This window comes from Microtetraspora sp. NBRC 16547 (assembly GCF_030268965.1).
Lineage (GTDB): Bacteria > Actinomycetota > Actinomycetes > Streptosporangiales > Streptosporangiaceae > Microtetraspora.
Map to the genome: position 1 here is coordinate 402,781 of NZ_BSSE01000002.1, position 14,730 is coordinate 417,510.

11 protein-coding genes and 2 pseudogenes are annotated in these 14,730 nt (G+C 70.2%); 6 read left to right on the forward strand and 7 right to left on the reverse strand.

All coding sequences use genetic code 11. From position 1 onward, the window contains the following. Positions 1-20 precede the first annotated feature (20 nt). From QSK17_RS04520 to QSK17_RS36055, 6 genes and pseudogenes are all read right to left on the reverse strand, one after another. Positions 21-1,193 (reverse strand): sensor histidine kinase, encoded by a 1,173-nt coding sequence (locus QSK17_RS04520; RefSeq protein WP_285703104.1) that lies wholly within the window; start codon positions 1,191-1,193, stop codon positions 21-23. 10 nt (positions 1,194-1,203) lie between these two features. Next, the gene (locus QSK17_RS04525) at positions 1,204-1,629 is read right to left on the reverse strand and encodes an HIT family protein (protein WP_285703105.1); all 426 of its coding nucleotides are present in this window, start codon (positions 1,627-1,629) and stop codon (positions 1,204-1,206) included. A 104-nt stretch (positions 1,630-1,733) separates the two neighbouring features. Further along, positions 1,734-2,120: a DUF3618 domain-containing protein gene (locus tag QSK17_RS04530; protein ID WP_285703106.1), complete on the reverse strand. Its 387-nt coding sequence runs from the start codon at positions 2,118-2,120 to the stop codon at positions 1,734-1,736. Then, complete coding sequence (locus QSK17_RS04535; RefSeq protein ID WP_285703107.1) at positions 2,117-2,530, reverse strand: phage holin family protein; 414 nt, start codon at positions 2,528-2,530, stop codon at positions 2,117-2,119. Before QSK17_RS04535 ends, QSK17_RS04530 begins: the two co-directional genes overlap by 4 nt. A 618-nt stretch (positions 2,531-3,148) precedes the next feature. Then, positions 3,149-3,313 carry a hypothetical protein gene (locus tag QSK17_RS04540; protein ID WP_285703108.1) on the reverse strand — a complete coding sequence of 55 codons (165 nt, stop codon included), beginning with the start codon at positions 3,311-3,313 and terminating at the stop codon, positions 3,149-3,151. Positions 3,314-3,527: 214 nt separating this feature from the next. Continuing rightward, positions 3,528-4,541: pseudogene (locus tag QSK17_RS36055) on the reverse strand (HNH endonuclease signature motif containing protein); the annotation flags it as partial. Positions 4,542-4,670: 129 nt separating this feature from the next. On the opposite strand from QSK17_RS36055, the gene QSK17_RS04545 reads away from it, so the two are divergent. The 3 genes from QSK17_RS04545 (at position 4,671) to QSK17_RS04555 (ending at position 7,276) form a co-directional block, all read left to right on the forward strand. After that, positions 4,671-6,041 (forward strand): hypothetical protein, encoded by a 1,371-nt coding sequence (locus QSK17_RS04545; RefSeq protein WP_285703109.1) that lies wholly within the window; start codon positions 4,671-4,673, stop codon positions 6,039-6,041. 560 nt (positions 6,042-6,601) lie between these two features. After that, the gene (locus QSK17_RS04550; RefSeq protein WP_285703110.1) at positions 6,602-6,919 is read left to right on the forward strand and encodes a hypothetical protein; all 318 of its coding nucleotides are present in this window, start codon (positions 6,602-6,604) and stop codon (positions 6,917-6,919) included. Positions 6,920-7,063: 144 nt separating this feature from the next. Then, on the forward strand, positions 7,064-7,276 hold the full coding sequence (locus QSK17_RS04555) for a transposase family protein (RefSeq protein ID WP_285703254.1): 213 nt from the start codon (positions 7,064-7,066) through the stop codon (positions 7,274-7,276). Positions 7,277-7,384: 108 nt separating this feature from the next. On the opposite strand, the gene QSK17_RS04560 is transcribed toward QSK17_RS04555, so the two are convergent. Continuing rightward, positions 7,385-8,467, reverse strand: coding sequence for a PP2C family protein-serine/threonine phosphatase (locus tag QSK17_RS04560; protein WP_285703111.1), 1,083 nt, complete (start codon positions 8,465-8,467; stop codon positions 7,385-7,387). Between the two features lie 1,274 nt (positions 8,468-9,741). On the opposite strand from QSK17_RS04560, the pseudogene QSK17_RS04565 reads away from it, so the two are divergent. The 3 genes and pseudogenes from QSK17_RS04565 to QSK17_RS04575 all read left to right on the forward strand — a co-directional run. Further along, positions 9,742-10,770, forward strand: a pseudogene (locus QSK17_RS04565) (SNF2 helicase-associated domain-containing protein); the annotation flags it as partial. 249 nt (positions 10,771-11,019) lie between these two features. Then, a complete protein-coding gene (locus tag QSK17_RS04570; protein ID WP_285703255.1) occupies positions 11,020-13,749 on the forward strand; it encodes an SNF2-related protein in 2,730 nt (909 codons plus the stop codon). A 55-nt stretch (positions 13,750-13,804) separates the two neighbouring features. Further along, complete coding sequence (locus QSK17_RS04575; RefSeq protein ID WP_285703112.1) at positions 13,805-14,713, forward strand: SWIM zinc finger family protein; 909 nt, start codon at positions 13,805-13,807, stop codon at positions 14,711-14,713. Positions 14,714-14,730 lie beyond the last annotated feature (17 nt).

The following is a 14,730-nucleotide window of genomic DNA, read 5'->3' on the forward strand; positions in this document are numbered from 1 at the left end:
GGGCCGGCCGCGAACGGCCGTCAAGCCGACACCCCCGGGTGGTATTTGGGGAGGCGGACGCTGACCTTGGTCCCGGCGCCTCTGGCGGTCTCGACCACCAGGCCGTACTCGTCGCCGTACACCTGACGGAGGCGCTCGTCCACATTGGCCAGGCCGACGCCGGTGGCCCGGTCCTCACCGGACAGGATGCGGCGCAGCCGCTCCGGGTCCATGCCGATGCCGTCGTCCTCGACGCTGATGCCGCACTCCGCTCCCGCGTCCTCGGCGAGGATCGAGATCCGGCCCGCCCCCGGCTTGCTCTCCAGGCCGTGCCGTACGGCGTTCTCGACCAGCGGCTGGAGGCAGAGGAACGGCACGGCGACGGCGAGCACCTCGGGCGCGATGCGCAGCGTGACCTGGAGCTGGTCGCCGAACCTGGCCCGTTCGAGGGTGAGGTAGCGCTCGATGGAGTGCAGCTCCTCGGCGAGGGTGGTGAAGTCGCCGTGCCGCCGGAACGAGTAGCGGGTGAAGTCGGCGAACTCCAGCAGCAGCTCCCTGGCCCGCTCCGGGTCGGTACGGACGAACGACGCGATCGTGGTCAGCGAGTTGTAGATGAAGTGCGGAGAGATCTGCGCGCGCAGCGCCCGGACCTCGGCCTCCATGAGCATCGTGCGGGAGCGGTCGAGCTCGGCCAGCTCAAGCTGGGAGTCCACCCAGCGGGCCACCTCCTGCGCGGCCCGGACCAGCCCCGCCGAGGCGTGGTCGCCGTACGCGGCGAGCGTGCCGACCACCCGGTCCTCGGTGGTGAGGGGCACGACCACGGCGTGCCTGATCGGGCACTCCAGCAATCCGCAGTCCAGCGCGAGCACCTGGGTCCTGCCGTCCTGCAGCGTCCTGGCGGCGTGCCCGAACGCCTCCTTGGCGTGGTGGTCGCCCACGCCGTCGTAGACGAGCAGCTCCTCGCCGTTCGTGATGGCGATCGCCGGTGAGCCGAGGAGCTCGCGCAGATGGCGCGACGCCTTGAGCGCGCCGGCCTGGGTGAGCCCCGCGCGTAGGGGCGGCGCGGCGAGCGACGCCGTGTGCAGGGTCTCGAACGTCGCGCGCTCCGCCGGGCTGCTGCCCAGCTCGCGCCGGCCGCGCAGCACGCGCCACAGGACGATCGAGGGCACGCCGATGAGCCCCGCCACCACCAGGACCGCCACAACGGGTTCCACGCCGTGTCCTTTACGTTGTAGATTTCTCGACTGCGGCCTGGATCCGCTCCGCGTACTCTCTGACCTCGCCGTCGTCGGCGTACTTCACCCGGGGCCAGAAGAAGCCGCGCAGCCCGTCCTTGCGGTTGCGCGGCACGACGTGGGTGTGCAGGTGGGGGACGCTCTGGCTGACCCGGTTGTTCAGCGCGACGAAGGTCCCTGCCGCGCCGAGCCCCTCCTCGACCGCCCGGGACACCTCCCGTACGCGCTGGAAGTACGGCCCGACATCCGCGGCGGGCAGGTCGGACAGGGTCTCGACATGGGTCCGCGGCACGACGAGAACATGCCCCTTGAACACCGGCCGGGCGTCGAGGAAGCCCACGGCCACCTCGTCCGACAGCACCGTCGCGGCCGGTATGCGGCCCGCCACGATGGCGCAGAACACGCATTCGTCCACGCGCGCTCCTTCTCGTGATCCTCCGGACATCGTCCCACCGGAGGACCACCGCGAAGGCGCCCGGTCGGGACCGGATCAGGACGAACGCCGCCGGTCTCGCTCCGTCAGTCGCCGGTCCCGCTCCACCGACGGCGGTCTCGCCCCATCAGTCGGCGGAGAAGCACGGTCGCCACCAGACACGCGGCGGCGACGGCCACGATCTGCGGCACCCTCCCCGCCATCCGGCGGGCTCTCTCCCTGGCACGACGCCCGACGGCCAGCCGGTCCGCGAGGGCGCCCACCGTGCGGGCGAGCTCCTCTCGGTCGCGCTCGATGGCTGCGCGCACCGACGCCTCCTCGATCTCGGCCGGCCGCCACACGACGACGACGCGCTGCAACGACTCGTTCAGGGTGTCGCCGGCCTCGCTGACCGGGCCGCCCTCGACGAGCTGGCTGTGCACCCCCACCTCTCCGGCGCTGTGGCGGTTCGTCTCCGGGTCGGTCTCGCTCATCTGCGCACGCCTTCCCGCAGCACGCCGATGTCGGTCTTGACGCTCTGCATCGTCCGGCGAGCTGTCGGCGCGGCGGCGGTCACCTGCTGCTTGCCCACCACACCGAGCACCATGGCCAGGAAGAGCAGGGCGCCGCCGATGATGAGCGCGGCCGCCCAGCCGGGCAGCACGAGCGCCAGCGCCAGGATCGCCGCGGCGGTGAGCGCTCCCCCGCCGAGCAGCGCGATCGCCCCGGCTCCGCCGACGAGTCCGGCGCCGAGCCCGGCGCGCCTGCCCTTCTCCGTGAGTTCGATCCTGGCGAGCCGCAGTTCGTCCCGGACGAGCCGGGACACCTGCTCCGACATCTGCCGGACCAGCTCGCCGGTGGACCGGGTTTCCTTGGTTTCCCGGGCTTCCCTGGTGTGAACCATGGCTGCCTCCCATGTCGGGAACGCGTATGCGCCTACCCGGGGGGACGAGTCCAAACCACCGCCCGGACATGCCACGACATCTCACCGAAAAGGTGAAACTTTCACCCACCGCCCGCGGGCGCCGTACGGGGCCCGCAGGCAAAAGTCCCAGCCTGCGCGGGTGCCTCACCGGCGCGGGGACCGGGGGACGGCGAGCGGCGTGCAACAGGGCATTCCGCTGCACTGCGGTGGGTGGCCGCTCCGGCGCCATGACTGTGAGCCGCTGCACTGCGGTGGGTGGCCGCTCCGGCGCCATGACTGTGAGCCGCTGCACTGCGGCGGGTGGCCGCTCCGGCGCCATGACTGTGAGCCGCTGCACTGCGGTGGGTGGCTGCTCCGGCGCGCCGTGATAGTTGCGTCCCGGTGATGCCGCTGTCGCGGCCATCGCGGGCGCGGTGGTTGCTGGCACGGTCCTACGCGCGCCTCCGCAACCACCCACCTCCGCTCCGCTCCCCGCCGCCCCCAACTCGCCGTCGCCCGATACGCCGTCGTCACGAAGCCCCGCCGCCATGAACGGGCGCGTATCGGCCCGCACGCTGCCGCTTCCGCTGAAACGGGATGGCGTGTGGAAGATCCGGGTCAGAAGGGCGGGATGTCGTCGGCCGGGTCGGGCGGCGGGCAGGACGTGGTCTCGGGTCCGGTCTCTTGCGCCGGGCTCGGTGCGGGGATGGGTTCTTCCCACCATGCGGGTTCGTAAGTCCAGGTCGGCAGGAACGGGAGTTCGTCGTTGGCGGGATCGGTCATGCTGCCCGCGCCATACCCGACAGCCGCGAGCCCGCCTTTCCCCGCCCGTTCCCGACCGACCGGGCATGGCCCAGCCTCCGGGGGCGAAGGGCTCCGGCAGGGATTCGATGATCGGCGACGGCTGGACCGGATAGCGGTGGCCGGTCCGGCTGATCCACGTCACATGCCCTGGCGCGGTCTGGATGACCCGCCAGCCGTTGTCGCGCAGGTCATGGTCATGCGCGCACGCGGCAGCCAGGTTGTCCTCGGTGGTGAGACCGCCATGCGCGTACTGGCGGGTGTGATCCAGCTCCGACCGGGTGGCCGGAGCACGACAGCCGGGATGGGAGCACACCCTGTCCCGGATCTCGATCCGCCGCCGTAGTCCCGCTGTGGGGAACCGCCGCCGCTCATCCCCACCAGCCGCCCCACAGCCGACCACAGACCCTCGGGCAGCGTCGTTCTCCACAGCACGCCTCCGTACAGGCCCGCCTGCCGCAGCGCCGTCCCCCGCAGCTTCGTCCCCCGCAGAAGCGCCACCAATAGCACCGTCACCTGCCGAACCATCACCTACCGAACCGTCACCCGCCGAATCGTCACCCGCACTGTGCCCGTGGCCGTCATCGTCGGTCGAAGAGCTCTGTTCGACGGCCTGGTCGTATTGGCGCATGACGTCAGCGATCACACCGGCCCAGCCACCCTGGGCGTAGATGTCGGCGTACAGCGCCCGCAGCAGCGACAGCGGGAACTGCAACTCGACGATCCCACGACGGCGGACCGACACAGCCCTCGCGCGGGGATCCCCTTCTGGCTCCTGGTCCGACTCGTGAGCAGGCTTCGCCCTTGTCCCGCCGACGTCTGCGGAAGCGGTATCAGCCCCGGAACAGAGCGTGGATGAGATGCCAGGCACGCGGCCGGGGCCGGGCACCTCACAGGAATCGGACGCGTACGGCGCTGCCGAAACCGGACCAAGCGCCGCCGGGGAACCAAGGCCACCCACGGGGCCGGAGTCCCGTTCGCGACCGGCCGCCGGGCGGGATGCGGGAGGTGACGGTATTGGAGGGGCCGGGCGGCGGGGCCACCCCGCGGGACGGCGGCGAGTGATCCCGGCGTAGAGGAGGTGCCCGTCCTCATCACAGATGGCGAACCGCCACTCGCCACCGATCTGTCGTTTGGCAAGCCTGCGGGCCAGATGAGCGTGAATCGGCCCCCACCCGGCAAGCTCTGAGGGCAGGTCGTCCAAGTACATGAGCGTGGACACCCGAACCCGCAGCTCACCCGCCGCGAACCCCACCGGCTCCACCCCGCCCGCGCTCGACTTCACGCAGCTGCCCTGAGCACTCCCAGCACCACCGTCACCACGGCTACGGCTACGGCTGTGGCCACCATGGCCGCTGACTCCATCGCCATCGTCCTCGCTACCGTCCCGGCCGCCGTCGTCCTCGCTACCGTCGCCGTCGCCACTCCCACCATGGCCGCTGTCGCCGTCGCCGTCATCGGGGGCGTCCGCGTGGCTATCGCCACAGCCGTCATCGCCGTCGTCGCCATCATTGGGGGCATCCGCGCGGCCATCGCCACAACCGCCAGGGCCACCGCCGCCGCCGTCACCGTCATCGGGGTCGCCCCCGTGGCTATCGCCACAGCCGTCATCGCTGTCACCACGGCCACCGTCGTCGTCGCCGTCGAAGTCGTCGCCGGTGTGGTCGGGGTCGTCCCCGCCGCGGGAGTCGGGGTCGTCCCAGCTTTGGGGGTCGGGGTCCCCGCCTTGGGGGCCGGGGCCGTCCCAGCCGCAGGGGTCGGGGTCCGCGCCCTGGGGGTCAGGGTCGTCGAAAGGGGCGTCGGAGAGCTGGTCATCGTAGTCGTCCTCCTCACCGGCCGCCTTGCAGGCGGCGTTGGCGAACAGGACAGCGATGATCGCGTCGTCATCCAGGCCCGACATGCTCCCCTCCAGCAAGCCGAGAAACACATCCGCCCGCACATGATCAATCGGGGCGTGCAAACCACTCTTCTTCGCCCGCACCGCGATCGCATCCACCCGCGCGATCGCAGCGGCCGCCTGATCCACCGGCAACTGCTCGCCAGTGATACTCGCCGAACCATCGGCATGCCGCACCCCGATCACCCGCCGCTGGTGAACAGCCCGCTCATACTTACGGCGCGCCCAGGCCGGATCCGCGGCGATCAACAACTTCTTGATCTTCTCCCGCAGCTCACTCGTCGTCCACTTACCCGCCTTAGGCAGCAGATGATCGGCGACAGCGCGGGCGAGCTCGACGGGAACGTCTTCCAGCCAGTCGCAGAACACCACCGCCCGCGCCTTGTCGATCAAACCCGCCGACAGAGCGTCCCGCACCCGCGGCAGGCGGACTTTCAGGTCGTAGGCGAAACCGTATTCCCGCTCGGCAGCCCGGCGGGTGAGCCCCAACGCCGACCTAACCTCATCGGGCGAGTTCTTGTCCGGCTCCGCCATTTTCTCCATGCCGGAGACGGAAATCTCATACAGGCCGACCTCGGCCATCACGGTGGCTTTCCGGGCTTGCACGTGCGCTTCGAGGCGGGCATATGCCTGCATCACGATCACGGCGTCGAAGCCGTCCAGCCTGGCGATATCGATCCCATCCAGCACGGCGGCCAGCTCCACGCCGGGGGCCATCAACTCCAGGCCGGCGGGTATCGGCTGCCGTTCGATAATCACACCCGAACGCTAACAACCCCCACCGACAAAACGCCTCCCAGACGACCTCGATAAAGGTCCGGAAAGAATTCACCTGGAATCACATTTTCCGTGCGCCAATAACTATTGGACGCAGCATCCTGCGCGTGCGAGGCAGCGGGGTGCCGGAGACGGTCCGCGCCGGAGTTCGCGACCAGTACACCGCCGACCATGGGCGTGACCGCAGACGGCGGGGTGACCGGATGGCCCTGGCAGAAATGGCCGCAGGCGAGAACGGCGGTAAAGCCGCCCGATATGGAGGAGCGCGGAGCCGAGGCGAGGGCGTCGGGGAACGGAGCGGAGGTGGGTGGTTGTGGAGGCGCGCGTGAGACCGTGCCAGCAACCACCGCGCCCGCGATGGCCGCGACAGCGGCATCACCAGGATGCAACTATCACGGCGCGCCGGAACAACCACCCGCCGCAGCGCAGCGACAGCTTACGTACGGCGCCGGGAACGTTGCACAACCAAGCGCTGGCATTCTCAACCGAGATCGTGATCTTCACGGTTGTAGGCATACTGCCATCGGTAGTGACAGTGGCAGGCTCTGGACTGGTGCCGACGGCGCCACCGCTACCGGTGGAGCCGGTGGGTCGAGGTGTCCGCCGACGAGGTCGAGCCCGTCTACTCGGTGGCGCTGACCCGCGAGCGGGCCACCGTGTTGCTGCCCGGGGGCCGGTTGATCCCGTATCGGCATGAGGTAGGCGGGGTACACGCGTTGCCCGCCGACTACCAGGCGCTGCTGGCAATCGTCCGGGCCGCCGATGGGCCACTGCTATGCAAGCAGGCCTGCGAGCGGGCCGGGCTGGGCACCGAGCCGGGGCAGGTGGAAGGGGCGCGGGCCAAGCTCAAGCGGCTGGAGGAGCGGGGCTGGCTACGCCGCACCGCGACCGGCGCCTTCACCGCGATCGCCTGAACGATTCGCCTGGACGATCCCTGGCCAGGGTCCTCTGACACTGTCTCGTGCCTCGCGGGGGTGCCCCCGGCGGGGCTTGGCGGCGTGTGACCAGCCGACCTCGGCTTCGTCGGCCTGGACGACGACCCCGACCAGCCCGCGATCATCACTGGCAGGAAAGCCGCCCGCAACAAGCCCCTCACCCCCGCACAGAAGCAGGTCAACCGGCTGATCAGCGTCGAACGCGCACCCATCGAGCACGGCTTCGCCGACTTGAAGGGCTGGCGCATTCTCACCAAGCTCCGCCTGAACGCCGCCCAGGCCACCAAGCTGCTGCGCGCCCTGCTCGTGCTGACCACCCACGAGGTCACCCGCTGACGGATGATCTTCCGCCATGATTACGGCCTCCTGCCAGGAAGAGCACCCCCAACCGAACTCACACAAGGCCCTCCACCTGGGATTTCAAGATGGAACAAGCCCAGTGCCTCAACGAGAACGATCTCTGGGTGTTGTCTGCGGATTTGAGACGGGACTTGAGCGTTCGATGGCGATCATGGCGGCGTCGTCGCCAAGATATCCGCCGACGTATGCGAGTAGATCGGTGCGGAGCCGATCAAGGAGGACTTGCGGGCGTTTCCCGGTCCAGGCGGTGACGCGCTCGGCGAGTGGGTAGAAGTCGCCCTGAGAGTTGCGAGCTTCGATGACTCCGTCGGTGCACAGCAGGAGAAGGTCGCCGACCTTGAAATCGAAGGTGTCGACCCGGTGGCGGGGTACTCCCAGTTGCATGCCGAGAGGGGGGCCCGGCTGGCGGGCGCGGAGTGCGGTGATCTGCTTGCGCCGCAGCAGGAGCGGTGGAGGGTGGCCACAGTGGACCATCTGGATCGTGGGCGTGTCGTCGGGAATATCGATCAGTACCGCGGTGATGAAGCATTCCTCCGCCTGCTCGTGCTCACCGGACTCGGTCAGGTTCCAGCAAACGCCCGCGTCCAGGTAGGCGGTGAGTTCCGCCAGGCCGACTTGCTGATACGCGGCCGCTCGGAAGGCGCCCAGCAACAGCGCGGCGTCGCCCACGGCGGTGAGGCCCTTGCCGCGGACGTCGCCGACGATCAGCCGGGTGCCGGAGGCGGTCCGGGCCGCCGCGTACAGGTCACCCCCGATCTGCATCTCGGTCTCCGCCGCCAGGTACACCGCGGCCACACGCAGTGGTCCGATCCGTGGGGGTAGCGGGCGTAGGACCAGGCTCTGGGCGATCTCGGAAACCTGGCGCACCTGCGTCAGCTCCCTCACCTGCCGCTCGCGCAGAGCGGAAAGGAACACCGAGAAGACGGAGACCAGCACCACGGAGGCCATCTGCGCTATGCGGTCCATCGAGGGGAGGTCCCTGAGAATAACGCCGATGGCCACCTGGCCGGCCAGGGCCAGTACGCCGGTCAACGCAGTCAGCCTCCGCTCCAGGGCCACCGCGGCGAGCGCCGGTGCGGCCACCAGGAGCGGTCCGAGGTGCAGGTGACTGGGTGTGGCCAGGTTGACGGCGGTGATCACGACGATCAGTGCGAGCGGAACGGCCACCAGGCCACGAGCCTCGCGCCATGACCGGCTGCGGGCTGCAGGATGCCTTCGCAAGGCCATGCTTCCGTGCTACCCCGGCTTCGGCAACCCAGCCCACTCAGCCGACTTGCTCGGCTCCGCAGTCCGAGCGGCAGCCACAGACCAACACGAGATCGCCCCGCCGGTGTGTTCCATCACCGGCGGGGCCGCTTCCGCTATCCCGAGAGCGAATCAGGATGAGCCGGCGGAAGCGAGTCTCTCGTCTAGAGACGGCTTGAAGGAGCTCGACACGAGACCGAAGGCGACGAGAGCCGCATCCTCACCTCCCTCCCGGCCGGTGCGCGTGATCTACGCCAGGCACGACCCGGCCGGGCACGCGCAGCACGAACCGTGCGCTGCGGGGGCTGTCTTCGATGGTGAGGGTCCCCGCGGAGAATGTCGCTCGTGGGCGGCATCGGCGGCATGGCCATGATCGGGCTCGGAGTGACCGTTGCCGTTACCGGCCGCGCCGACTAGGCCCAGCGCAGCGGTCCACGTGTCCTCGTCTGGCCAGGTCAGACGTTCACCGCAGCGCCATCGGCCACTGGCGTCCCGGTGAGTACACGGGATCGCGGGCTGATCAAAGCAGTGCGCGGCCGCTGCTACTGTGTCCCGGCACAGGAGGCGAGAAGGGGGTACGGCACGTGCTCGTGATCCACGGTGCCTGGGCCGGGGACCGCCTCAGGCTCTGGGCAGAGGACACCTCCGACGGCACGGCGACCGGCGAGAAAGCCGGCATTTCACGGGCGAAGGTCCGCCCGCATCCGTACGCGGCTCCGGCCGCCGCGATCGCCCACGACCTCTCGTTCTGGGGAGACGTCGCCGAGACGTCAGCAGGCAAGGCCGAGGCGGGGGAACTCGTCCTGCTCCTGCCCAGTTCGGGGCGGAGTCCCCTGCCCTCGCCCGAAGCGGGCCTCGACATCACCGCGCGACAGCCGAGGATCAGTGCGTGGCGGGTTCCCGCGCTGGCGGTCGCGCCCGACGCGGCTCTGGATCTGCTCACCTGCGTCGACGAGATGGCCCACCTCCCTGCGGAAGCGTACGAACCGGGCGAGTTTCCGGACGGCGACCCCCGGGCGGCGGTTCCGGGACCGTCGCTGCGCTATCTCGCCGTGGTCGCCGCCTACGCGCGTGACCTGGTCCGCCGTGGGCGGGTGCTGCCCCAGCTCGTCGCCGAGGACGGCGGCTACGCGGCCCGATGGCGTCCGGTGCTGACCGGCTCCTATGCCGCCCGGTTCCGGGAGCTCGCCGCCGCGATGCCGCCGGTCTGCCGGGCCGTGGAAGAGGAGCGGCGGTCGACGCCCGTGCTGCTCGACACCCTCGCGTCCCTGGCCGACGCCGCCGTACGGCAGGCGCTCCCCGAGCGGCTGCTCGGCGGGCACCGGCCGGGGTTGCGCAGTCCTCTCGCCGACCGCTGGACGGTGGCCCTCACGGGAGAGGCGGCGCTTCCGGGCGTGAAGCAGGCCGAAGCCGAGAAGCTGGCCCAGCCGCTCCGGGAATGGTTCGACTCGGCGCACCAGTTCGACGGTCCCGTCCGGGTGTGCTTCCGGCTGACTGAACCGCCCCAACCCGAACCGTCCGTCTCGGAAGCCGAGGAGCCCGAGGAGCCCGGTGAGCCCGGTGAGCCCGGCGAGCCCGGTGAGCCCGGTGAGCCCGGTGAGCCCGGTGAGAACAGGCCGGAACGCGACGGGCGAGATTCGCCGGAAAGCGATACCTGGCTGGTGGAGTTGGCCCTGCAGGCCGCCGACGATCCGAGCCTCTACCTGCCGGCGGAGCTGATCTGGGCGGGCGAGAGCGCGCCGGGCTTCCCGAACCGGCCGGACGAGACGCTGCTCGCTGGTCTCGGGCGGGCCGTGCGCCTGTATCCGAAGGTCGAGGAGGCGTTGCGCGAGGCCCGGCCCTCGGCGCTGGCCCTCGACACGGCGGGAGCGTTCGGCTTCCTCCGCCATGCCGCGCCGTTGCTGCAGGCCGCCGGGTTCGGGGTGCAGCTGCCCGCGTGGGCGGGCCGTACCCGCCTGGGGCTAAAGATCACCGCCCGCTCACAGCAGAAGGCCGGACCGGGCGCGGCGGCCGACCAGGGGTTCGGTCTGCACCAGCTCGTGGATTTCCGCGCGGACCTGGCGATCGGCGACGAGACGATCAGCGAGGAGGAGCTGGCCGAGCTGGCCAGGCTCAAGGTGCCGCTGGTGCGGGTCAGGGGACGCTGGGTCGAGCTGGACGACCGGCAGCTCGGGGCCGCGCTGAAGGCGGTCGCGCGGCGCCGGGCGGGCGAGATGACGGTCGGCGAGCTGATCCAGGAGGTCGTGCACGGCGGCGACGAGGAGCTGCCACTGGTCGAGGTGGACGCCGACGGCCTGCTCGGGGATCTGCTCTCCGGCGAGGCCGACCGCCGGCTGGAGCCGGTCGCGACTCCGGAGGGCTTCCAGGGCGTGCTGCGGCCGTACCAGGAGCGCGGCCTGTCCTGGCTGGCCTTCATGTCCCGGATCGGGCTCGGCGGAATCCTCGCAGACGATATGGGACTCGGTAAGTGCCTGATGCCCGATTCGCCGGTCTTTGTCAACGGCGTCCTGGCCACCGCCGCCGACATTTGGCGTGACCACGCCGGAGACACCGTCGCCGGTGACGGCGGAGAATGGGCGACCCCGACCTCACCGCTCTCCACCAGCTCCATCGACGCCGAAGGCCGGATCGTGGAGGCCCCTTTCACCCGCCTGTTCCGGCAGCACGTGCGGGAACGGCTCCGGCGGGTCCGGCTGGACGACGGCAACGAGGTCACGATCACCGCTCGGCACCGTCTGCTCGGCGTCAACGGCTGGACCCGGGAGATCCGGCCCGGAGATCGGATCTGCGTCCCCCGCTTCCTCCGCTGGCAGGGATCGCCGGTCGATCCCGACCTAACCGTCCTTCTGGCCTGGCAGATCAGTGAGGGAAACGAAAGCCGCAGGGGGGACCTGCGCATCTCTCAGAAGGACCGCTCCGTCCTGGACATGCTCAGCGAGCGGATCGCCCGGGTCGGTTCCCGCTTCGGCCTGGTCATGGACCACCCCACCGTACGGGCTTCCCGGAACATCCACGAGCTGCGCATGCGCAGCATCGACTACGCGGCCTTCCTCGCCTGCCACGGTTACGAATGGGGCCACCTCTCGGCCGGGAAAAGGATCCCGGACTTCATCATGGCCGCCGATGACGAGACCCTCCGGCTCTTCCTCAGAGAGTTCTTCACCGCCGAAGGCAGTGTCCTCCCGGGCGTGCGCATGATCGAGATAGCGTCCGCCTCGCGCTGGCTCATGTGCCAGCTGTCCGCCATGCTGCGCCGTTTCGGCATCTGGCTGCGTACGACGGAGAAGATGACGGCGGCCACCAACGGCTCCGGAATCAGCCGGCCTTACCAGAGCGGTTTGATCGGCGGTGCCGGGCTCCGTCTGTTCCACGAGCTCATCGGCTTCTCCGACCCGGCGAAACAGGCCAAGCTGGAGGCTCTCTGCACGAAGTCCACCGATTCCAATGTCGAGGGTGTACCCGGCAGTGATCTGCCGGCGTTCGCGCGCGCCTCCACCGGCCTTCCGATGCGCCATTTCGGCATCGGCACCGCATATTTCACCGGCACCCAGGAGCTTTCCCGGGAAACGGCCGCCCTGGCGGTGACCGCCATGGACCGCATGCTCTCCGGCGCGGCGGAGCGCGACCATCTGACGCGGCCGGTCACCCAGCGGACGGAAAGTGTCAGCGCCTCCTACCGCGCGCTGGACCGCGACGCTCTGAACGCCATCCGCGACGAGCTCTCCAAGCGCGCCGAACGCGAGGTCTTCTACGCCCGGGTCGTCTCGGTAGAGGAGATCGAGCACGACGGGTACGTGTACGACTTCGAAGTGGCGGAGCATCACAACTTCGTGGCCGGGGGCATCCTGTGCCACAACACCGCCCAAACGCTTTCACTTCTTCTGAACGAGCGCGAACAGGGCGAACGGGACGAGCGACGAGAACGGCCTGGGCCGACGTTGCTGGTGTGCCCGATGTCCCTGCTCAGCAACTGGCAGAAGGAGGCCGCCAGGTTCGCCCCGTCGCTGGACGTCTACCTCCATCACGGCGCCGGCCGGGCGCGGGACGACGAACTGGCCGAGCGGGTGGGTGAGGCGGACGTGGTCCTCACCACGTACGGCACGGCCCTGCGGGACAGGGAGGTCCTCGCCCGGTTCGACTGGGCGCGGGTGGTCTGCGACGAGGCGCAGGCCATCAAGAACAGCGCGGCCAGGCAGGCGCAGGCCGTACGGGCCCTGCCCGCACGGACCAGGCTGGCGCTGACGGGCACGCCGGTGGAGAACCACCTGGCCGAGCTCTGGTCGATCATGGAGTTCTGCAATCCCGGCCTGCTCGGCCCGGCGAAGGAGTTCCGGGGGCGTTACCAGGAGCCGATCGAACGGCACGGCGACGAGGTGGCGACCGCGGCGCTCAAGCGGGCGACCGGCCCGTTCCTGCTCCGTCGCCTCAAGACCGACAAGACGATCATCTCCGATCTCCCGGACAAGATGGAGATGAAGGTCTGGTGCAACCTCACGCCTGAGCAGGCCACGCTGTACCAGGCGGTCGTCGAGGACATGATGGCGCGCATCGAGGACAGCGAGGGCATCGAACGGCGCGGCAACGTGCTGGCCACGATGACGAAGCTCAAGCAGGTCTGCAACCATCCGGCGCACCTCCTCAAGGACGGCTCCCGGCTGCCCGGCAGGTCGGGGAAGCTGGCCCGGCTGGAGGAGCTGGCCGAGGAGATCGTCGCCGAGGGGGACAAGGCCCTCGTGTTCACGCAGTACGCCGAGTTCGGGACGTTGCTCCAGCCGTACCTGTCGGCGCACCTCGATCGGCCGGTGCTGTGGCTCCACGGCGGGCTGCCGAAGAAGCAGCGGGACGCGCTGGTCGAACGCTTCCAGACCGACGACGAGCCGATGCTGTTCCTGCTGTCACTCAAGGCCGCGGGCACGGGCCTCAACCTGACGGCGGCCAACCACGTGATCCACGTGGACCGGTGGTGGAACCCTGCGGTGGAGAACCAGGCGACCGACCGGGCGTTCCGCATCGGGCAGACCAGGAACGTCCAGGTCAGGAAGTTCATCTGCGTGGGCACCCTGGAGGAGCGGATCGACGAGATGATCGAACGCAAGACGGCGCTCGCCGAGAGCGTCGTCGGCACCGGCGAGGACTGGATCACCGGCCTGTCCACCGAGCGGCTGCGCGAGCTGTTCCGCCTGGGACCGGAGGCCGTGTCGTGACGGGGCCGGCCAGACCAGGAGGCGCCAGGAATCGTGCGACGCGGGAGGAAGGACCATGAGCGAGCGCGACGCGAAGGGCTGGTTCTTCGAGCCGGCCCGGCCGATCCGGGTGGAGGGCGGCATCCACGTGCGCAGCCGCCGCGGCTCGATCGGCGAGCGGTGGTGGTCCCGCCGGTTCATCGACGTGCTGGAGCGTGTCTGTGACAAGGGCAGGCTCAGCCGAGGTCGCGCGTACGCGCGATCGGGGCAGGTCATGCACGTCGACATCGCCCCGGGGCTGGTAACGGCGCGGGTCCAGGGGTCGAGGCCCGAGCCGTACGACGTCACGATCGGGATCACGGCGTACGACTCGGAGCAGTGGCGGGCCCTCACCGGCAGGCTGGCGGCGCGGGCGCTCTACCGCGCCAAGCTGCTGGCCGGGGAGATGCCTCCGGAGATCGAGGAGGTCTTCGGGGAGGCGGGGCTGCCGCTCTTCCCCGGCGAGCGCGGGCTGGACATGGCCTGCTCGTGCCCCGACTGGGGCTTCCCGTGCAAGCACCTGTCCGCGGTGCTGTACGTGCTGGCCGAGTCGTTCGACGACGATCCGTTCCTGGTGCTCGCCTGGCGCGGCATGGCCAAGGACGCCCTCCTCGACGCGCTGCGCGCGGCGGGACCGGCGGAGTCGTCCACGGTGCCGTCCACGGGGCCATCCGGGCACGAGAGGCCCGAGGGACCCGAGGGGCCCAAGAGCGGGCCCGCGTCGCTCCTCGACGTGACCGATCCGCCGTTCGCCGACCGGATGGACGCGTTCTACGAGCCGGCCGTCTCACCGGCCCGGCTGCGGGACCGGAGCGGCCTGCCCTCGACTCCGCCCGACCTGCTGCTGCGCGCCCTGGAACCGCCCGCGGTCAAGGCGCGGCACATCCCGATCCTGGACCTGCTCCGGCCGGCCTACCGGACGCTCGCGGAGGAGGACGGCGGCTGACTCCGGACCCCACCGGG